This window comes from Microbispora sp. H10885 (assembly GCF_014161415.1).
GTDB classification, from domain to species: domain Bacteria; phylum Actinomycetota; class Actinomycetes; order Streptosporangiales; family Streptosporangiaceae; genus Microbispora; species Microbispora triticiradicis.
In genome coordinates this window covers 158,292-177,943 of sequence record NZ_JABBWY010000012.1, presented here as the reverse complement: position 1 = coordinate 177,943, position 19,652 = coordinate 158,292, and the positions used below count along the sequence as shown (strand labels likewise).

Below are 19,652 nucleotides of genomic sequence, written 5' to 3'. Positions count from 1 at the left end.
CGAACGCTACGCCCGCCCCCGCCCCGGCGGTCTTACGGCGCGATTACGAGACGACCTGACCGATCACCGCGGCCAGCGCGCGGAAGGCACTGCCCCGGTGGCTGATCGCGTCCTTCTCCCCGGCCGACATCTCCGAGGTCGTCCGGGTGTCGCCGTCCGGCACGAAGATCGGGTCGTAGCCGAAGCCGCCCGTGCCGCGCCGCTCCCGGATGAGGAAGCCGTGCATGGCCCCCTCCACCACGTGCTCCTCGCCGTTCGGCAGCGCGAGCGCCGCGCAGCAGGCGAAGTGGGCCTGGCGGCGGCCGTCCGGCACGTCGCCGATCTGCGCCAGCAGGAGGTCGAGGTTGGCGTCGTCGTCGCCGTGGCGGCCCGACCAGCGGGCGGAGAAGATGCCGGGCATGCCGTTCAGCGCGTCCACGCACAGGCCGGAGTCGTCGGCGACGGCGGGCAGGCCGCTCTGCGAGGCGACCGCGTGCGCCTTGAGCAGCGCGTTCTCGGCGAAGGTGAGGCCGGTCTCGGCCACGTCACCGATGTGCGGGAAGGCCTCCAGGCCCAGCAGTTCGACCGGCACGCCGGCGTCGGCGAGGATCCGGCGCAGCTCGACGATCTTCCCGGCGTTCCGGGTGGCCAGGACCACCTTGTTCATGCTCTCGTCCTCGGTGCTCGTCAGGTGCTCGTCAGGTTAGGAGAGGGCCTCGGTCTGCAGGCGGGTGAGGTCGGCGCAGCCGCTCGCGGCGAGGTCGAGCAGGCCGTTGAGCGTCGTGCGGTCGAAGGGCGTGCCCTCGGCCGTGCCCTGGACCTCCACGTAGTCGCCCCTGCCGGTCATCACCACGTTCATGTCGGTCTCGGCCTTGACGTCCTCGCTGTAGTCGAGGTCGAGCATGGGCTCGGTGCCGACGATCCCGACCGAGACGGCGGCGACCGAGTTCACCAGGGGGTCGCCGGGACACATCCGGCGCTGCCGCATCCAGGTGATCGCGTCGGCCAGCGCGACGTACGCGCCGGTGATGGCGGCGGTGCGGGTGCCGCCGTCGGCCTGCAGCACGTCGCAGTCCAGCAGTACGGAGTTCTCCCCCAGGGCCTTGTAGTCGACACAGGCGCGCAGGGAGCGGCCGATCAGCCGGGAGATCTCGTGGGTGCGCCCGCCGATCTTGCCGCGGACCGACTCGCGGTCGGTGCGGGTGTTGGTCGACCGGGGCAGCATGGCGTACTCGGCCGTCACCCAGCCCAGCCCGCTGCCCTTGCGCCAGCGGGGCACGCCGCTTTCGACCGTCGCGGCGCACAGCACCTTGGTGCCCCCGAACTCCACCAGTACGGAGCCCTCCGCGTGGGCGAGCCAGTTCCGGGTGATGGTCACGGGGCGTAGCTGGTCGGATCGACGACCGTGTGAACGAGCCATACGGGTCACCCTAGGTCATACACGGCGCCGCTCCGTGCCAACTCCATCGGCCCGTCGAAACCGCCGCGCGAGGCGTCCTCCAGGACCCGGGCCTTGTCGTACCACGGCACGAGATGGGTGAGGACGAGCGTGCCCGCCCCGGCCCGCGCGGCGTGCTCGGCCGCCTGCCTGCCGCTGAGGTGCAGGCCGGGCGTGAGGTCCGGCCCGTCGAGGAAGGAGGCCTCGCACAGCAGCACGTCGGCGTCGTGGGCGAGCTTGACCAGTTCGGCCGACTCCCCGGTGTCCGCCGAGTACGCCACCGAACGGCCCCTGCTGGACACGCGGAAGCCGTACGTCTCCACGGGGTGGTTCATGGGGGCGGCCGTCACCTCGAACGGGCCGACGTGCCGTGTGCCGGGTGACAGCCGCAGGAAGTCGAAGGAGTTCTCCAGCACCGGCTCGTCCGGCATGGCGTACGCCGCGTTGAGCCGCTTGGACGCTCCGGCGGGGGCGTACACCGGGATCTTCGGCAGCGGGCCGTCCGGGGTGTAGGTGCGTACGACGTGGTAGGCGCACAGGTCGAGGCAGTGGTCGGCGTGCAGGTGGGACAGCAGGACGGCGTCGACGTCATAGAGCCCGGCGTGCCGCTGCAGCGCGCCCAGCGACCCGCTGCCGAAGTCGACGAGCATCCGGAAGCCCTCGGCTTCGAGGAGGTAGCAGGAGGACGGGCTGTCTGGGCCGGGGAAGCTGCCCGAGCACCCGACGACGGTCAGCTTCATCTCGGACTCCCCACGCCGGTCGCCTCGCCGAGCCCGGGGGCGGTCCGCTCCACCGACTGCAGCTCCGGGCCGAGGAACCGCTGGCCGAGCCGTTCGAACAGTTCCGTGTCGCCGGTCGCCCGGAAGCGGTGCCTCGGCCGGCCCGCGCCGTTGGACAGCCCCCGGTCGTGCAGGATCCGGTAGACGTCCTTGGCGGTCTCCTCGGCGCTCGACACGAGCGTGACCCCGTCCCCGGCGACGTACGACAGCGCGCCGGTGAGCAGCGGATAGTGGGTGCAGCCGAGGATCAGCGTGTCGCAGCCCGCGTCCTGGATCGGCTTGAGGTAGCCCCGGACCACCTCGATGAGGTCGTCGCTCATCGTCTCGCCGCGCTCGACGAACTCCACCAGCAGGGGGGTGGCCACCGCGACCAGTTCGACGTCGGGGGCCGCGGCGAAGGCGTCGTGGTAGGCCATCGACTCGATGGTGGCCCGCGTGGCGATCACGCCGACCCTGCCGTTCCCGGTGGCCCGCACGGCCCGCCGCGCGGCGGGCTGGATCACCTCGACGACGGGGACGTCGTATCGCTCCCTGGCGTCCCTGAGCACGGCGGAGCTGGCGCTGTTGCACGCGATGACCAGCATCTTCACCCCGTGCTCGACCAGGTGGTCCATCACCTCCAGCGCGTACGCGCGGAGCTCGGCGATGCGCTTGGGCCCGTACGGCTGGTTGGCCGTGTCGGCCACATACAAGATCGATTCGTGGGGCAGCTGGTCGATGATCGCCCGGGCGACGGTCAGGCCGCCCACCCCGCTGTCAAAGATCCCGATCGCCCTGCTGTTGTCCTCCGGCACGCTTCCCAAGGTTAGGGGACCGGTCCCGGCCACCGGCGGTAAGAAAGCTCACATCGCGAGCCGCCGCGCCGGAGGCCCGGCGACAGGGCAGCGCCGCCGCGCCGGAGGCCCGGCGACAGGGCAGGGCTCAGCCGCGGCCGAGCCGGGCGAGCTGGCGCGACTGGGCGACCAGCCGGCCCGCCGAGTCCCACACCTCGACCTCCTCGTCGAACCAGCCGTCGCTGATCAGCCGCCCGCCGCCGATGAGGGTCAGCCACCCCGGGGCGGGCAGGGCGCGCAGGTGCCAGGTCAGCTCGACCGTGGGGGCCCAGCCCCGCGCCCCCGCCGAGAACACGACCGGCGGCAGCGCGTCCACCGCCATCGCCAGCACGAACGGGTCGGGGTCCTGCGGCTCGGCCAGCCGGAAGTAGGCCCGCGACTCGGGCCGCCCGGTGGGCTCCCCGGTCAGCCAGCCGATCGTGGGCGGGTCGAACAGCATCTCCATCCGCGCGCTGAAGTTCATGGCCGACGCCGCTTTCGGATCGGGCAGGCGCACGCAGTCCGCCAGGCCGGGCATGGCCACCGAAGGGCCGTCCGACCAGTCCGGGTCCGCCGACCCGTCGAGCGTGGCGGTCGCGACGAGCATCTCGACGAACGCCTCGCCGTCCCGCACGAGCCGCGCCCGGGTCATCGCCGCCGTACGGCCCGACTTGAGCTGGTCGAGCACGACCTGGGCCGGGCCCGGCCGGGCCACCCGCAGGAAGTGGGCGCTGGTGGACACCGGGTGCGGATGCGCCGAGGCGTCCGCCACCGCGCGCAGCACGGTGGCCATCAGGTAGCCGCCGTTCAGCGGCCCGCCCATCGAGTATCCGTCGTCGAGACACACGTCGTAGGTGGTGTCGTCGACCCGGATCGCCCGCGTGGCCTCGTCGAACTTGGTCATGCGCCCCTCGCCGCTCTACCGAATGATGTTCTGCTGGTTACTGTAGCGTGGCGCTCTCCGCCGCAGCGGACGGGGATCACCTGAGCGCGACGGTCAAGCGGGCTGCAAGCGCCCTTCTAGCGGCCGCTCCTAACCTCCGGGCGACGACGCCTCCGGGCGTACGACCCGACGACGCTAGTGAGTGAGCCAATGCCCGCCGACCGCTCCCCCCGGCAGCCGGACCCCCGGACTCCGCACCCCCGACACACCGAACCGGCGTCGGGCCCGTGGAGCCCGCGTGACGAGAGCGACCTCGACCGCACCATCTCCTACCGGTTCCCTCGCCCCTCGGCCCGGGAGGCGCACACCGTACGGTTGCCCGGCTGGAGCGAGCAGGAGGAGATCGGCTTCACCACTGTGGCCGAACCGCCGCCGCACGCGCCGGCTCCGGCTCCGGCTCCAAAGGGTCGGCGGGGAGCACGCGGCTGGATCCTCGCGCTCGTCGCCGCCGTGCTCGTCGGAGTGGTCGGCGGGGGCGGCGTGTGGGCCGCCTCGAAGCTCAGCGGCGGCGGCACCCAGCCGCAGGACGTGCTGCCCGCGGACGCGATCGCCTACGTCCGGCTCGACCTCGATCCTTCCGCCGACCAGAAGCTCGCGTTGTTCGGCATCGCCCGCAGGTTCTCCGCCACCCGGGACGTCGTCGGCGGCGACGACCCGCGCGAGGCACTCGTCAACGCCCTGGGGAAGGACGGCTCCGGCCTCGCGAAGGTCGACTACGCCAGGGACGTCGAGCCGTGGCTGGGCGACCGCGTCGGCCTCGCGGTGCTCCCCTCGGCCGGCGGCGGCGACCCCGTAGGGGCGATCGCCGTACAGGTCAAGGACGAGGCGGCGGCCAGAGAGGGCATCGCGCGCCTCGGCCTGCGCGACGGGAAGGGCGGCCTCGCGTTCCGCGACGGGTACGCCGTCATCGCCCCGACCCAGGAGCTGGCCGACCGGTACGTCACGGCGGCGCCGCTGTCCGGCGAGCCCCGCTTCGCCGACGACCTCCGCACGCTGGGCGAGCCGGGCGTGCTGTCGTTCTGGGCCGACGTGGAGAAGGTCGCCGAGGCCGCGTGGCCGTCGCGGAACGGCGCGGAGCCGCTGCTCGACCGCGTCAAGGACATGCGCTTCGCCGGCGCCCTCCGGTTCTCCGGCGACTACGCGGAGCTGGCCGGGATCACCCGCGGCGGGAAGACGGCGCCGGGCCGTCCCGAGCCGGTGCGGATCGGCGAGCTGCCCGCGTCCACGGTCGCGGCGGCCTCGTTCTCCGGCCTGGGCGACCTGCTGCGTGAGCAGTGGCCCTCGATCGAGCGGGCGGCGAACGGCGCGGGCGGCGGGCCGTACGCCGAGACGCTCGACGCGGCGCGGCAGTACGGCCTGTCCCTGCCGGACGACCTGGTGACGCTGCTGGGCAGGAACCTCACGCTCGCCCTCGACGAGCGGGGCCTGGACGGCTCCCAGCCCCACTTCGGCGCGGTGCTCACGACCGACGCCGCCAAGGCCCAGGACGTGGTGGACAGGGTGAAGGCCTACCTCGACGGCATCGAGCGGCCGGCGGACTTCGCCACCGCGAGCGGCGACGGCCGGTTCGTGCTCGCGACGACCCCGGAGTACGCCGCCACGCTGGGCGGCGGCGGCGCGCTCGCCGAGTCCGAGACGTTCCGGCTGGCCGTCCCGGACGCCGGGAACGCCACCTACGCGGTGTACGCCGACCTCGACCGGCTGGAGAAGCTGTACCTGAGCGGCGCCGGGGACGCCGGGCGGCGGGACCTGGAGAAGCTGCGGGCGGTCGGCCTGAGCGGCACCTCCGGCGAGGCCGGGTCGAGCTTCACCCTCAGGGTCGTGTTCGACTGAGCCCCCGGCCCGCACGGCCGCGCCGCCGTCCGGCGGGTGGCGCGGCGGCGGGCCGGAGTCAGGCCCAGAGCTGGCCTTCCAGGCGGTCCTCGGCCTCGTCGAGCGTGCCCTCGTAGGCGCCGGTGGACAGGTACTTCCACCCGCCGTCGGCCACGATGAACACGATGTCGGCCCGCTCCCCCGCCTCCACGGCCTTGCGGGCCATGCCGAGGGCCGCGTGCAGGGCGCAGCCGGTCGAGATGCCGGCGAAGATGCCCTCGGACGCCAGCAGCTCACGGGTGCGCCGCAACGCGTCGGCGGAGGTCACCGAGTAGCGGGTGGTCAGCACGGACGCGTCGTACAGCTCGGGGACGAACCCCTCGTCCACGTTGCGCAGGCCGTAGACCAGCTCGCCGTACCGCGGCTCGGCGGCCACGATCTTCACGTCCGGCACCTGCTCGCGCAGGTAGCGCCCGACGCCCATGAGCGTGCCGGTCGTGCCGAGCCCGGCGACGAAGTGGGTCACACCCGGCAGGTCCGCGAGGATCTCCGGCCCGGTGGACTCGTAGTGGGAGCGCCAGTTCGCCGGGTTGCCGTACTGGTAGAGCATCACCCAGTCGGGATGCTCGGCCGCCAGGCCCTTGGCCACCCGTACGGCCTCGTTGGAGCCGCCCGCGGCCGGCGAGGAGATGATCTCCGCGCCCCACATGCGCAGCAGCTGGCGGCGCTCCTCCGAGGTGTTCTCGGGCATGACGCAGATCAGCCGGTAGCCCTTGAGCCGGGCCGACATCGCCAGCGAGATGCCGGTGTTGCCGGAGGTCGGCTCCAGGATCGTGCAGCCCGGCGTGAGCAGCCCGTCCTTCTCGGCCTGCTCGATCATCCACAGCGCCGGCCTGTCCTTGACCGACCCGGTCGGGTTGCGGTCCTCCAGCTTCGCCCAGATCCGCACGTCGGCGGACGGCGAGAGCCGGGGCAGCCCCACCAGCGGGGTGTGCCCGACCGAGTCGATCAGCGAGTCGAAGCGCATCTAGCGCGCTCCGCCCGCGACGGCCGGGAGCACGGTCACGGTGTCGCCGTCGGCGACCGGGGTGCCGAGCCCGCCGAGGAAGCGCACGTCCTCGTCGTTGAGGTAGACGTTGACGAAACGGCGCAGCCCCGACTCGTCCACCAGCCGGCTCTTCAGGCCGGGGTGGCGCGACTCCAGGTCGCCGAACAGCTCTTCGAGGGTCGATCCCTTGGCGTTGACCGCCTTGGCGCCATCGGTGTAGCTGCGGAGGATGGTAGGAATGCGGACCTCGATGGCCATCTCGGCTCAATCTCCTTGATCTGTGGTCGTCGTTGTGGTGGGCGTCCGTTTACTCACGTCCGCCGGGCGCGTCCGTTCATCTGGATGGAACATGGCGGGACGGGCGGCGATTCCAGCCGGGCGGCGGCAGCCGGCCGGGGCTCAGCGACAGTCGTAGACGACGACGGACGGCGTGTGCGCGAAGAGGAACGCCTGAACAGGAGATTCCGGGCGTACCCGGCGCATCAGGACAGCCGGTGACGACACAGGACGAGCGTCATCGTAAGGCATGGTTCAAGTTTAACCGTACGCCTCGACGATCTTGACGTCCTCCTCCGTCACAACCCCGTCATTGATCCGGAACGACCGGAACGGCGTCTCCTCCTCGGAGGCGGTCGAGACCAGCACGTAGTGGGCGTCGGGCTCGGAGGCGTAACCGATGTCCGTACGGGAGGGGTACGCCTCGGTGGCGGTGTGGGAGTGGTAGATCACGACGGGCACCTCGTCCCTGTCGTCCATCTCCCGCCACACCCGGAACTGCTCCATGGAGTCGAAGCGGTAGAACGTCGGGGACCGCTCGGCGTTCTCCATGGGAACGAAGCGCTCGGGACGGTCCGATCCGGCGGGCCCGGCCACGATGCCGCACGCCTCGTCCGGGTGATCGGCCCGCGCGTGGGCCACGATCCTGTCGACCAGCTCGCGTGAGATCGTCAGCATGCCGGAAAACCTACCAAAGGGCCCGGACGAGGCTGTCCTGCAGGTAGGTGAGCCAGTCGTAGGTCACGAACGCGGGATAACGCGGGTCGTCCTCGGACATCGAGGCGATCTCCTCGTGGACCTCCTCGGTCACCTCCAGGCGCACGCCGAGCGCGAGGCGGACGTCGTTGAGCGCCCGCAGCCACGCCTGCCCCTGCTCCGCGGTCAGCGTCAGCCGCCCCGGCGCCGCCGTCTCCAGCAGGGTGGTCGCGTCGGCCCGCTTGCCGTCGCGCAGCGTCGCCTCCGTGTAACGCCGGAACTCCCCCGCCGCCTCGTCGTCCTCGGCGTACGCCGAGGGGAACAGCCGCGCGAGCACGGGGTCGTCCGGCGGGGTGGCCGAGCCGATGCCGAGCGCGCGCTCCAGCGGGTCGTCCCCCGTGGTGCCCGGCTCCACCAGGCCCAGCACCTGTGACACCAGCGAGCGCAGGATCGACACCTCGCCCGCGTCGAGGTGGATCGAGACGCCGTCGCGTGCCGCCTTGAATCCCGTGCTCATCATCTGTCCTGCTGGACGGTCGCCCACAGGCCGTAGGAGTGGAGTATCTGCACGTCCCGCTCCATCTCCTCCCGGGTGCCGCTGGAGACCACGGCCCTGCCCTTGTGATGGACGTCCATCATCAGCTTCTCGGCCTTCTGCCGGGGATAACCGAACACGGTCTGGAAGACGTACGTGACGTACGACATGAGATTGACCGGGTCGTTCCACACGATCGTGAGCCACGGCAGATCGGGGCGCACGTCCGACGACGGACGCTCTACCTCGGCTGGAGCTGTGCTACCCACGTAACCATCCTGCACCACGACCGTCGTAGTCTTCGACACGTGCGCATGACCACGGGCACGGCCCTGCTGACCGACCAGTACGAACTGACGATGCTCCAGGCCGCGCTGGCGGGCGGTGCGGCGCACCGGCGGGCGGTCTTCGAGGTGTTCGCCAGGCGGCTGCCCGGAGGACGGCGCTACGGCGTGGTGGCCGGCACCGGGCGGTTCCTCGACGCGCTGGAGGACTTCCGCTTCGACGAGCAGGACATCGAGTTCCTGTGCTCCGCCGGGATCGTGGACGGGCCGACGGGCGACTTCCTCGCCGGCTACCGCTTCTCCGGCAACGTGTACGGCTACCGCGAGGGCGAGGCGTTCTTCCCCGGCTCCCCGATCATGGTGGTGGAGGGGACCTTCGCCGAGGCCGTGCTGCTGGAGACGCTGATCCTGTCGATCCTCAACCACGACTGCGCGATCGCCGCCGCCGCCTCCCGCATGGCGCAGGTGGCCGGCGACCGGCCGCTGATCGAGATGGGCTCGCGCCGCACCCACGAGTACGCCGCGGTCGCCGCCGCCAGGGCCGCCTACCTGTGCGGCTTCGCCTCCACCTCCAACCTCATGGCCGGTCACCTGTACGGCGTGCCGACCGCGGGCACCGCCGCCCACGCGTTCACCCTGCTGCACGACTCGGAGGCGGAGGCCTTCCGGATCCAGATCGAGTCCCTCGGGCTCGGCACCACCCTGCTCGTGGACACCTACGACGTGGCGAGGGCCGTACGGACGGCGGTGGAGCTGGCCGGGCCGGACCTCGGCGCGGTCCGCATCGACTCCGGCGACCTCGCCGTGGTGGCCGTCGAGGTGCGCCGCCTGCTCGACGACCTGGGCGCGGACCGGACGCGGATCGTCGTCACCAGCGACCTGGACGAGTTCGCGATCGCCGCGCTGGCGGCGGCGCCGGTCGACGCGTACGGCGTCGGCACCGCCCTGTCCACCGGGTCGGGCCACCCGACGGCCAGCCTGGTCTACAAGCTGGTCGCCAGGGAGGACGCGTCGGGCGTCCTCCAGCCGGTCGCGAAGGCGTCCGTCGGCAAGCCGAGCGTCGGCGGCCGCAAGTGGGCCTACCGCAGGACCGGCGGCGGCACCGCCACCGCCGAGGTGATCACCCGCGAGCCGGTGGAGTCCGAGGACCGCCCGCTGCTGGCCGAACTCGTCCGGGACGGCAAGGTCGTGGGCCGGGAGAGCCTGCTGACCGCCCGCGAGCGCCACCGGGCGACTTCGGCGGAGTTGCCACTCGAAGCCCGCAGCCTCTCCCCTGGAGACCCCGCAGTCCCTACTATCTTCAAGTGATCGCGGAGGACCGGCGCATGAGGACGACGCCGGTCCTCCGTGATCGCCACTGTGAGGTGACCCCATGAAGACCGCGCTCATCATCGTGGACGTGCAGAACGACTTCTGCGAGGGCGGCAGCCTGCCGGTCGGCGGGGGCGCCGGGGTGGCCGCCGCGATCGGCCGCCACGTCGACGAACACGGGTACGACCACGTGGTGGCCACCCGTGACTACCACGTCGATCCCGGACCGCACTTCGCCGCCGAGCCCGACTACGTCGACACCTGGCCGCCGCACTGCGTGGTCGGCACCTCCGGCGCCGACTTCCACCCGGCCTTCGACACGGCGAAGGTCGAGGAGATCTTCAGCAAGGGGGCGCGGCAGGCGGCCTACAGCGGGTTCGAGGGCGCCACCGCCGACGGCGTCGGGCTCGCCGCGTGGCTGCGTGAACGGGGAGTGGAGGCCGTCGACGTGGTCGGCATCGCCACCGACCACTGCGTCCGGGCCACCGCCCTCGACGCGGCGGCCGGCGGCTTCTCCGTACGGGTCCTGCTGGACCTGACCGCCGGCGTCGCCAGGGAGACGACCGAGGCGGCGCTCGCCCGGCTCGCCGAGGCCGGCGTGGAGCTCACCGGGGAGCCCGTCCTCCAGTCCTGATCCACGCCGCGCCGGACGTCAATTCCTTCACCACGAAGCGTCACGGGTGTATTACCTGGAGTGACGACCCTTCGTGGATTGGCGGCCCGATGTTCGCGTTCTCGCTCGGCCTGTGCTGGCTCGTCCTCACCCCGGTCTGCGTCTGGCTGCTCTTCGGCCGCGGCCACCGCGGTGCGCTTCGCGCCGCGGGCGCGCTGACCCTGGCGGCGCTGCAGGCGGTCACGATCGCCCTGGGGTTCGCCCAGAGGCCCGAGGCGACGCCCGCGCAGACGGTCGCCGTCCGCGACACCGGCGCCGCCACGCCGAAGGAGCGCCCGCCGGCCGCACCCGGGCAGGACGAGACGGACGGCCAGAGCGGGCGGGAGGCGCCGGGCGGCCCGGCGGGCCCCGCCACCTCGCCGGCGTCACCCCCGCCCGCGGCGAGCGGCGGGTCCGCCTGCGACGAGCGCGTCGCCACCCCCGACGCCGTACGGCTGTCATTCCGCGGGCGGGCCCTGCACGGCCTCACCGTCTACTGGCCCGCCACCACGGGGCAGTGCGACACCGCGACGGTGGCGGTGCACCAGGCCGGGCACCGCCTGCGCATCTGGGTGCGGGAGGGCGCGGAGGACGGGCGCCAGGAGGGGACGCACCGCGTCCCGATACGCGTGGAGGGGGGCGTCGCCTCCCTCAGCCTCCGGCTGAGCCCGGCCACCCGGCACCATCGCCGCTACGTCGCCATCGACGGCCACACCGGCGACCGAATTCCACTCAGGTCGCACATGTCCTAGTGAATGGCGATTCGCGTTTCTCGGCTTCCCGGTGCCGGTAGGAAAAAACACACGCGCCGCTCCCGCTTCCGGTGGCCATTCATACACCGGTATGGACAACCCTTATCCCGCCCAGGACGCGCGGCGAATTTCCTGAATTCTCGCCCTCCCATGACGGTTCGAACCTGATAGCAATGTCCTCCGCGCACCCCGCCTTCGCAGCGCACCCCGGCAGCGCTGCCCTAAAGTTGGAGGACGCCCCATGGCCATGCCCACCCTCAAACAACGCGTCAAGCGCTTGGAGAATGACTTCATGGAACTCAGCGTCCATTGCCGCAAGCAGGCGGCAGAGCACGCGTACGACGCGATGCAGATGACTTGGGACAAGATCGATACGATGAGCGACCGCCTGCTCCGGGTGGAGCTGGTCGCCGCGGAGACGAGAGCGGACGTCGGCATCCTCAAGCGGCAGATGGGCGTCGTGACCATCCGGCTCGACCGCATCGACGGCGAGATCAGCCGCCTGGACCGCAACGTCGAGGCGCTCAACGTCCGATTCGAGCACCTCACCGAGCGCGTCGACGGCCTCAACGACCGAGTCGACCACCTCACCCAGCGCGTCGACAGCCTCCACGACCGGGTCGACGGGCTCAGCGACCGAGTCGATGGGCTGACCGAACGCGTCGACGGACTCACCCAGCGCGTCGACACCCTCAACGAACGCGTCGACGGCCTGACCCAACGCTTCGACGACCTCACAAAACGAGTCGACGGACTCAACGACCGGGTTGACGGGCTGACCGAACGCGTCGAGCACCTCACCGAGCGCGTCGACGGCCTCAACGACCGAGTCGACCACCTCACCCAGCGCGTCGACAGCCTCCACGACCGGGTCGACGGGCTCAGTGACCGGATGGACCGGATGGCGGCGTCCAACGCGGCGATGTTCGAGGCCATCCTCGAGCGGCTGGACGGCCTGTCCGCCCAGGTCCGGCACGCCTCGGGGTCTGGGGTCACGCCCGGCGCGAGCTGACGGCGTCCCTCGGTTCGCCGCCCTGTGAGGGGCGGCGGACCGAGGGCCGAGGCGGGGTCACCTGCGCTGGGTGGCCCATTTGCGGATCATCGCGATCCGCTCGCGGACCTGCTCGGCGGTGGCCTGGGCGATGGCGGGCCCGCCGCAGGCCCGGCGCAGCTCCGCGTGGATGACGCCGTGCGGTTGGCCGGTGCGGTGGTTCCACGCCCCGACGAGGCCGTTGAGCTCCTTGCGGAGCTCCGCGAGCTGCTCGTGCGGCGCGAGGGCCGGCGCCTGCTCCTCGCCCTTGCGGGTCTTGCGAATCGCCGCCTGCTGGTCGGCCTGACGCTTACGCAGCAGGGACGCCACCTGGTCGGGCTCCAGCAGGCCGGGCAGGCCGATGAAGTCCTCCTCCTCCGGCGAGCCGGGGGCGGCGGCGGTGCCGAACTCGCCGCCGTCGAACAGCACCCGGTCGAAGGTCGCGGACGCCTCAAGGGTCTGGAAGGGCAGCTCGTCGCCGAGCGCGTCGGGCTGCTTCTTCTCCTGCTGCGCCTGCTCCAGCAGCATGTCGTCGAGGCCGTCCTCGTCGCGGCGGCGGCCCAGCACGTGGTCGCGCTCGGTCTCCATCTCCCCCGCCAGGCCCATCAGGACGGGCACCGACGGCAGGAACACCGACGCCGTCTCGCCGCGCTTGCGGGCGCGCACGAACCGCCCGACGGCCTGGGCGAAGAACAGCGGGGTGGAGGTGCTCGTGGCGTACACGCCGACGCACAGCCGGGGGATGTCGACGCCCTCGGAGACCATCCGGACCGCGACCAGCCAGCGCCGCTCGGAGGTGGCGAAGTCCTTGATCTTCTTGGACGCGCCGGGGTCGTCGGAGAGGACGACCTCCGCGCCCTCGCCGGTCACGGTCCGGATGTGCCGGGCGTACGCCCGGGCGGACTCGTGGTCGGAGGCGATGACCAGGCCGCCGGCGTCCGGGACGCCGCGCCGGACCTCGGTGAGCCTGCGGTCGGCGGCGTGGATGACCTGGCGGATCCAGTCGCCCTTCGGGTCGAGCGCGGCGCGCCAGGCCTGGGAGAGCTGGTCCTTGGTCAGCGGCGTGCCGAGCGTGGCCGCGATCTCGTCTCCGGCCCGCGTGCGCCACTTCATCTCCCCCGAGTAGGCGAGGAAGATGACCGGCCGGACGACGCCGTCGCCCAGGGCCGGGCCGTACCCGTAGGAGTAGTCGGCGACGCTGCGCAGGGCGCCCTCGCCGTCCTCCACGTAGGTGACGAACGGGATCGGGCTCTCGTCCGACCGGAACGGCGTGCCGGTCAGCGCCAGCCGCCTGGTCGCCGGCTCGAACGCCTCGCGGACGCCGTCTCCCCACGACTTGGCGTCACCGGCGTGGTGGATCTCGTCGAAGATCACCAAGGTCTTGCGCGCCTCGGTGCGGGCACGGTGCAGCGCCGGGTGCATCGCGATCTGGGCGTAGGTGACCGCGACACCGGTGTAGTCGCGGGAGGTCGCGCCCTGGCTGTTCTTGAACTCGGGGTCGATGCCGATCCCGACCCGCGCCGCCGCGTCGGCCCACTGCCGCTTGAGGTGCTCGGTCGGCGTGACGATGGTCAGTGCGCGCACGACACCGCGGCTGAGCAGTTCGCTGGCGATCCGCAGCGCGTACGTCGTCTTGCCGGCGCCGGGGGTGGCGACGGTCAGGAAGTCTCTCGGCTCGCGCCGGACGTAGAGGTCGTAGGCCTCCTGCTGCCAGGCACGCAGCTTGGGGGCGGTCCCCCAGGCGGCTCTGTCGGGGTAGGACGGGGAGAGGTGGGACGCGGCCGAAACGCTCAACGACGCCTCCCCGAACTCATCGGAACACTGGTGTCTCTATCGGTTCGCTCCCTCACAGTGCCATCAGAGTAGCCCGCCACACCGACAGAACGCGCCGACCACACGCATGGTGGTCCGAAATCGCATGGTGTGGGAATCCCCACAGCTCCGGAACGGACCGCCGTCGGACGTGGCCCGATCCGCACCGGCCGGAGCCACGGACCAGGAGGATCGCGGCCCAGGCCGGGACGGCGGGCACGCACGAGGCGGCCGGCCCGCGGAGCCCCCAGGCATCCGCGGACCACCCGCCCCGGCGTCGGTCAGCCCGTCGTCACAGACGCGCCGGCGTGGTGCAGTCCGAGGCGGTCAGCGGCAGGGTCGAGGCGCCGCTCGTGTTCGCGACGCTGCAGTCGGAGACGAAGATGCTGCCGTCGGCCTTCCGCACGGTGACCCTGAGCCGCCCCACGGGAATGCCGCTGGCGGTGAGGCTGCTCAGAACGCCGCCGGTGCCCAGCAGGGTGGTGCTCGGCGACGGCGCCAGGGTCACGTCGTACAGGAAGCCCGGGGAGAACACCGAGGTGAGGTCGGCCCAGGACGTGCCGTCGTTGACGAACACGTGGCCCCTGCGGGCCGAACCGGTGAAGGTCTGCGAGCTGAGCGGCACCACGCTTGTGGTGGTGCCCGCCGCCGGCAGCACGCTGAAGGTCGTGATGATGTTGGTCGAGTCGAGGCGCGGAAGGGGAATGAAGCTCTTCTCCCCGCCCTGCGGACTCGCCCCATGCGCGACCGGGGTGGTCTTCGTCGAGGTGGCGCTCGCCGCGATCGAGCCCGACAGCCCCACGGTCGCGCAGGTCACCGCCACCGCGGCGGACCAGGTCAGCAGGCGACCGGCGCCACGCGAACCAGAGGCAGAGCTGCTCCTACGAGAAATCAATTTGATTTCCCCCCATGGTGAGAATTGGTCTTTCCGGGTCACCGCGTTTTTCGTGCGATGCGACCTCGAAGATACCCGTCCGGAGAAACGCGGGCAGCGAGCCACTTATCGGATACCGGCAAACAGATGTTACGCCTATCTCAAAGCCGTTCCGGCGATTGTCGCGATTCCCCGCATCATACGACGGATCCGCCGACCGAGCACGCGCCCATTCATATAATCATCCGCCCGGGCATACGGGACAGAGCGCGCGACTGCTATGACAACCCTTTTTCCGATTGAGTCGCTATATCGGGCAGAACGCCGCCAAGATGCCATTTTCCTGGCACGCGGCGTGCCGAATCCGCCGTACGGAGAAGGCCCGGCGGATCGGTCCACGGCGTCAGCGGGCGCCCCACATGAGGCCCTCGATCTCGGCGCGGGACCGCGGCTGGTCGGGGTGCGCCAGCCCGAGCAGGACCGTGCTGCCGCCGTCGGACCGGGTCAGCAGGGTCACCCGCATGAAGGCGGGCTCGTTCACGACGTCGCTGTACTCGGCCCGTACGGCCCGCGTGTGGCCCGGCCGCCCGCCGACGGTCACCGCGCGGTCGTCGAGCACCTCGACCTTGTCACCGTGCAGCAGCAGGCGGGCGTAGAGGTCGCTCAGGTCGATGACCTCCGAGCGGAGGCCGGGCGGATCGACCGGGTCGCCCGGCCGGGCCATGACCGTGGCGCTGTCCCCCCGCGCGGCGACGGTGGTGAAGCCGCTCACCGGGGCGACCACCCCCTCACGCCACTCGGGCGGGAGGGTGTAGGCGACCCCGGCGACCTGGTCGTGGATCACGGTGGGCGGCACGCGCTCGGCCCGGTTCAGGACCGTGACCACCACCGCGCCGATGACCGCCGCCGAGCAGGCCAGCGCCAGGCCGCCCACCAGGAGCCGCCCCAGCCATCGGGGCATGCGCCGGGGCGGCGTGGCGGGCGCGCCGTACCGGCGGGCGGCGGGCGGAAGCTCGTCCTCCTCCTCGCCGGGCGATGTGAGCGGCCACACGGAGGGTTCGGCCGTCGCCCGCCCGGAGACCGGCGCGCCGTACGGGGCCGTGCGCTCGCGCCCGTCGCGCGCCGGGCGGTGCCGGCCGGAGGCGCCCTCCGCCCCCGCGTCCCCGCCCGCTCCCGGCACGCCGTACGGACGCGTGAGGCCCCTGCCGGTGGTGTCTGGGCCCGCCTCGCCCCGGCCGGAGGGTTGCTCGGCGGGCGGCCAGACCCGGCGGGTCCACTCGTCATCCACAAAGCCTCCCGGGCGACCTGGCCGGGCGTGCGTGGGACGGAACCGGCGAGCGACGGAGCGGTCAGGGCCACCCGCGGAGCCCTGTGACCGTGAACGCTGCTGGGAGTTATTCACACACGCGCCGCCGCGTCAACGCCTCCCGGCCGATTCGTCATCGGGCGGTGCGGCGAGAGCGTCCGACGTCACCTCCGGGTCGGCGCCCCGCGGACCCGGCCGGCGGTACACGTCCCACATCTGCCGGATCCGTACGGCCTGGCCCGGGGTGAACTCGCGCATGCACCGGTCCTGGGAGTAGTCCATGAAGTTGTGCGTCGGGTCGTTCCCCTGCGCGGGACAGCTGTCCTTCCTCGGCGGGCAGCCGGTGGTCGGCCGGGCCTCGGCGGGGGTGTCGTCCACCGAGTCGCCCGGTGCGGCGCAGCCGTTCTCGAAGGTGTGCAGCAGGCCGAGCCAGTGGCCGATCTCGTGGACGGCGGTGAAGCCCCTGGCGAAGTCGCGCAGGGGGCCGCCGGGCACGCTCCGCCAGTCGACGACCACTCCGTCGAGGCCGGGGTCGTCCTTGTACCAGTAGGGATAGGTGGAGTATCCGAGCACGAGCCGGCTCATCTGGGCGATGAAGAGGTTGAGCGTCTCGGGCCCGCCGGTGCGGAGCTTCTCCTTCAGCGGCTCCTCGTATCCCAGAGGGTCGCGGAACCAGGCGCGGTTGTCGGTGTGGGTGACGCCCTTGAGCTCGAACCTGACCCCGGTGTCGGCGCCCCCGTATCCGCCGGAGTAGGCGGTGTTGAGCACGGCGATCTGCCTGGCCACGGCGGCGTCGGGCAGACCGAGCGCGCCGTCCCTGACGATGTGCACCCACACCGGGACGGTGATCCGCTCGACGGCGCCCGGGTCGCGCCGGGAGAGACCCGCGGCGCCGCTCCGCTCCGCCGCGCGGAGCCTGCGGTCGAGATCGGCCGACATGCGGGCGGCCTCGCCCGGTCCGGGGTCGCGCGGCTCCATCGCGTGCGTGAGCCGCCGAGGAAGGGCGGTTTCCGCGCCCGGGCGCCGCGCGACGCCGGTCCGGGCCGCCGCAGGGCAGTCATCCGGCCGGGCGGCCTGCGGGGAGGCGGCGGACGCCGGGGCGGCGCGGACGCCGCCCAGCGCGTACAGGCATGCGAGGACGACGGCGATGGGTCGCCGAACCATTCTTTCCCCCGATACGGCTGGTCAGAAGGCTGACGTTAGCCGTCGGGGGGAAGGTCATCCCGTACCGACACTCACTCGGCGGGCGGCTCGCCCTTGGGCAGCCCTTCGTAGATCTCCTTGCACTCCGGGCAGACCGGATACTTCTTCGGGTCGCGGCTGGGCACCCAGACCTTGCCGCACAGGGCTCGCACCGGCGCACCGGTCACGTAGCTCTCAGTGATCTTGTTCTTGTCGGCGAAGTGCGAGAAGCGCTCGTGGTCGCCGTCGCCGTGCGAGAGCCGGGGTGTTACGTCGCTCTCGGGAAGAATCTTCGTGCCGCTCACGAGGACCAAGTCTATTGCAGCGGGCGCGCTCCCCTCGGTCCGCGGACGCGCGCGGCGGGCCGCCCTCGCGCCGGAGACGCGTACGGCCCCCGCGTGGTGGCGGGGGCCGTACGAGGAGCGGACGGCGTGCCGTCAGCCCAGGTGGACCGGGGCGCCCTCGGTCTTGCGGCCGGCCCGGACGAACAGGGCCAGGGCCGCGGCGAGCAGGGCGACCGCCGTGCTCACGAGGAAGCCGAGGTGCAGGCCGTCCATGAAGGACAGGTGTGAGGCGTCCGCCAGCACCTTCGCGAGGGGGCCGGTCCCCGGCGGGGCGGCGCCGACCGACGCGGCGGCCTCCAGCAGGCCCATCTGCTCGGGCGGCACGGCCGCCGCGGCCGGGCCGAGGTGGCCGGGCAGCACGTCGGCCACCCTGGCGGACACGATCGCGCCGAGGATGGCGGTGCCGAGCGCGCCGCCGACCTGCATGGCGGAGTTCTGCACACCGCCGGCGACGCCGCTCAGCTCCTCCGGCGCGTTGCCGACGATGATCTCGGTGGCGCCGACGAACACCGGCGACAGGCCGAACGCGAGCAGCACGAACGGGATCGCGGTGTCGGCGAAGGCGGCCTCCACGCTGAGCCGCGACATGAGGAACATCGCGACCGCGCTGATCACCATGCCGCCCGCGATGGTGATCTTCGGGCCGAGCTTGCCGATGAGGACGCCGGCGATGGGCGAGGCGACGATCATGCCGGCGCTCATGGGCAGCATGCGCAGACCGGAGTCGAGCGGCGTGAGCCCGTGCACGCCCTGGAAGAAGAACGTGAGGAAGAACATCGCGCCGAACATCGAGAACGCCATCAGGATCATCAGCACGGTGCCGATCGAGACCGACGCGTTGCGGAACAGGCTGAGCGGCAGCAGCGGCTCGCGGACCCTGGACTGCCAGAACACGAACAGCGCGCCGAACACCACGGTGGCGGCCAGGAAGGCGAGGGTGCGCACGTCGCCCCAGCCCCAGCTGGGCGCCTTGATGATGGCCCACACCAGGTCGAACATCGCGACCGACAGCAGCAGGACGCCGAGCCAGTCGACCCGGGACAGCGCCTGCGCCCTGCTCTCCCGCAGGGCCCACAGTCCGAACGCCAGGGCCGCCGCACCGACCGGCACGTTGACGAAGAACACCGACTGCCAGCTCACGTTCTCCACCAGGAGGCCGCCGATGATCGGGCCGCCCGCGCTCGACAGGCCGATGATCGCGCCCCACGCGCCCATGGCCATGTTCAGCCTCTCGGCGGGGAACGCCGACCTGAGCAACGCGAGCGCGGCGGGCTGGAGCAGCGCGCCGAAGAGTCCCTGCAGCACCCGCAGCGCGATCAGCATGCCCACCGAGGACGACAGGCCGATCGCCAGCGAGGTCAGCGCGAAGCCGGCCACGCCGGCGAGGAAGACCCGCTTGTGCCCGAAGAGGTCGCCGAGCTTGCCCGCCGTGATCAGGAAGACCGCGAGCGCGAGCAGGTAACCGCTGGTCACCCATTGCAGGTCCGACAGCGTCGCCTTGAGTTCGACCTGGATCACCGGGTTGGCGATGGCCACGACCGTGCCGTCCAGCATGACCATGATCACGCCGAGCGAGACGGCGAGCAGCGTGAGCCACGGACGTCCCTGGCCCCGTCCTGGAGGCGCGTCCGCGTCCACCGATACGGCTTGTGTCATCGAGGTTCCCCCTAAGCACCACTGAGCAGACCCCTGGCAATTTAGTGTCAGTCCATGACAGATGACAAATCCTTTTATCCGACATACGGTGACATCTGCAGGTTGCTACCGGCAGTTTTCGAGGAGGTGAC

Annotated in this window: 21 protein-coding genes; 5 read left to right on the top strand and 16 right to left on the bottom strand. The window is 71.9% G+C overall.

The genetic code is table 11. From position 1 onward, the window contains the following. Window positions 1-43 precede the first annotated feature (43 nt). The 5 genes from rdgB to HHX37_RS29395 form a co-directional block, all read right to left on the bottom strand. A complete protein-coding gene (rdgB, locus tag HHX37_RS29415) occupies window positions 44-646 on the bottom strand; it encodes an RdgB/HAM1 family non-canonical purine NTP pyrophosphatase (RefSeq protein WP_182887538.1) in 603 nt (200 codons plus the stop codon). Window positions 647-682: 36 nt separating this feature from the next. Further along, the gene (rph, locus tag HHX37_RS29410; RefSeq protein WP_117409402.1) at window positions 683-1,399 is read right to left on the bottom strand and encodes a ribonuclease PH; all 717 of its coding nucleotides are present in this window, start codon (window positions 1,397-1,399) and stop codon (window positions 683-685) included. A 5-nt stretch (window positions 1,400-1,404) separates the two neighbouring features. Beyond that, the gene (locus HHX37_RS29405; RefSeq protein WP_117409401.1) at window positions 1,405-2,157 is read right to left on the bottom strand and encodes an MBL fold metallo-hydrolase; all 753 of its coding nucleotides are present in this window, start codon (window positions 2,155-2,157) and stop codon (window positions 1,405-1,407) included. After that, a complete protein-coding gene (murI, locus tag HHX37_RS29400) occupies window positions 2,154-2,990 on the bottom strand; it encodes a glutamate racemase (RefSeq protein WP_396699189.1) in 837 nt (278 codons plus the stop codon). Before murI ends, HHX37_RS29405 begins: the two co-directional genes overlap by 4 nt. Before the next feature lie 127 nt (window positions 2,991-3,117). Continuing rightward, window positions 3,118-3,912 (bottom strand): thioesterase family protein, encoded by a 795-nt coding sequence (locus tag HHX37_RS29395; protein WP_117409399.1) that lies wholly within the window; start codon window positions 3,910-3,912, stop codon window positions 3,118-3,120. A gap of 189 nt (window positions 3,913-4,101) precedes the next feature. Between HHX37_RS29395 and HHX37_RS29390 the strand changes: the two genes are divergently transcribed. Further along, a complete protein-coding gene (locus HHX37_RS29390; RefSeq protein WP_182887537.1) occupies window positions 4,102-5,784 on the top strand; it encodes a DUF3352 domain-containing protein in 1,683 nt (560 codons plus the stop codon). 58 nt (window positions 5,785-5,842) lie between these two features. Here HHX37_RS29390 and HHX37_RS29385 read toward each other — a convergent pair whose 3' ends face one another. The 5 genes from HHX37_RS29385 to clpS all read right to left on the bottom strand — a co-directional run bounded on the left by HHX37_RS29385 (window position 5,843) and on the right by clpS (window position 8,587). Beyond that, the gene (locus tag HHX37_RS29385) at window positions 5,843-6,790 is read right to left on the bottom strand and encodes a PLP-dependent cysteine synthase family protein (RefSeq protein ID WP_182876641.1); all 948 of its coding nucleotides are present in this window, start codon (window positions 6,788-6,790) and stop codon (window positions 5,843-5,845) included. Beyond that, a complete protein-coding gene (locus tag HHX37_RS29380; protein ID WP_182876642.1) occupies window positions 6,791-7,069 on the bottom strand; it encodes a MoaD/ThiS family protein in 279 nt (92 codons plus the stop codon). It abuts the gene before it with no gap. 279 nt (window positions 7,070-7,348) lie between these two features. Beyond that, window positions 7,349-7,765 carry a Mov34/MPN/PAD-1 family protein gene (locus HHX37_RS29375; protein WP_117409395.1) on the bottom strand — a complete coding sequence of 139 codons (417 nt, stop codon included), beginning with the start codon at window positions 7,763-7,765 and terminating at the stop codon, window positions 7,349-7,351. Window positions 7,766-7,775: 10 nt separating this feature from the next. Further along, the gene (locus HHX37_RS29370) at window positions 7,776-8,300 is read right to left on the bottom strand and encodes a DUF2017 domain-containing protein (RefSeq protein WP_117409394.1); all 525 of its coding nucleotides are present in this window, start codon (window positions 8,298-8,300) and stop codon (window positions 7,776-7,778) included. After that, window positions 8,300-8,587, bottom strand: a complete 288-nt coding sequence (gene clpS, locus HHX37_RS37275; protein ID WP_182882734.1) for an ATP-dependent Clp protease adapter ClpS — start codon at window positions 8,585-8,587, stop codon at window positions 8,300-8,302. The genes HHX37_RS29370 and clpS overlap by 1 nt, the downstream gene beginning before the upstream one ends. 39 nt (window positions 8,588-8,626) lie before the next feature. Between clpS and HHX37_RS29360 the strand changes: the two genes are divergently transcribed. The 4 genes from HHX37_RS29360 to HHX37_RS35955 all read left to right on the top strand — a co-directional run bounded on the left by HHX37_RS29360 (window position 8,627) and on the right by HHX37_RS35955 (window position 12,329). After that, window positions 8,627-9,910 carry a nicotinate phosphoribosyltransferase gene (locus tag HHX37_RS29360; protein WP_310740586.1) on the top strand — a complete coding sequence of 428 codons (1,284 nt, stop codon included), beginning with the start codon at window positions 8,627-8,629 and terminating at the stop codon, window positions 9,908-9,910. A 64-nt stretch (window positions 9,911-9,974) separates the two neighbouring features. Next, window positions 9,975-10,547 carry an isochorismatase family protein gene (locus HHX37_RS29355; RefSeq protein WP_182882733.1) on the top strand — a complete coding sequence of 191 codons (573 nt, stop codon included), beginning with the start codon at window positions 9,975-9,977 and terminating at the stop codon, window positions 10,545-10,547. A gap of 89 nt (window positions 10,548-10,636) precedes the next feature. Then, entirely contained in the window at window positions 10,637-11,317 is a 681-nt protein-coding gene (locus HHX37_RS29350; RefSeq protein WP_182887536.1) for a hypothetical protein, read from the top strand. 241 nt (window positions 11,318-11,558) lie between these two features. After that, the gene (locus HHX37_RS35955) at window positions 11,559-12,329 is read left to right on the top strand and encodes a hypothetical protein (RefSeq protein ID WP_220503252.1); all 771 of its coding nucleotides are present in this window, start codon (window positions 11,559-11,561) and stop codon (window positions 12,327-12,329) included. Window positions 12,330-12,386: 57 nt separating this feature from the next. Here the strand turns inward: HHX37_RS35955 and HHX37_RS29340 are convergent, their stop codons facing one another. The 6 genes from HHX37_RS29340 to HHX37_RS29315 all read right to left on the bottom strand — a co-directional run bounded on the left by HHX37_RS29340 (window position 12,387) and on the right by HHX37_RS29315 (window position 19,521). Continuing rightward, window positions 12,387-14,141: a DEAD/DEAH box helicase gene (locus HHX37_RS29340; RefSeq protein ID WP_111701866.1), complete on the bottom strand. Its 1,755-nt coding sequence runs from the start codon at window positions 14,139-14,141 to the stop codon at window positions 12,387-12,389. A gap of 310 nt (window positions 14,142-14,451) precedes the next feature. Further along, window positions 14,452-15,054 (bottom strand): hypothetical protein, encoded by a 603-nt coding sequence (locus tag HHX37_RS29335; protein ID WP_182887534.1) that lies wholly within the window; start codon window positions 15,052-15,054, stop codon window positions 14,452-14,454. Between the two features lie 382 nt (window positions 15,055-15,436). Continuing rightward, entirely contained in the window at window positions 15,437-16,321 is an 885-nt protein-coding gene (locus HHX37_RS29330; protein ID WP_182887533.1) for a hypothetical protein, read from the bottom strand. 129 nt (window positions 16,322-16,450) lie between these two features. Next, window positions 16,451-17,503 carry a zinc metalloprotease gene (locus HHX37_RS29325; protein WP_182887532.1) on the bottom strand — a complete coding sequence of 351 codons (1,053 nt, stop codon included), beginning with the start codon at window positions 17,501-17,503 and terminating at the stop codon, window positions 16,451-16,453. A gap of 71 nt (window positions 17,504-17,574) precedes the next feature. Further along, the gene (locus tag HHX37_RS29320) at window positions 17,575-17,826 is read right to left on the bottom strand and encodes a DUF3039 domain-containing protein (protein WP_373868705.1); all 252 of its coding nucleotides are present in this window, start codon (window positions 17,824-17,826) and stop codon (window positions 17,575-17,577) included. Window positions 17,827-17,958: 132 nt separating this feature from the next. Further along, window positions 17,959-19,521, bottom strand: a complete 1,563-nt coding sequence (locus tag HHX37_RS29315) for a DHA2 family efflux MFS transporter permease subunit (protein ID WP_117409090.1) — start codon at window positions 19,519-19,521, stop codon at window positions 17,959-17,961. Window positions 19,522-19,652 lie beyond the last annotated feature (131 nt).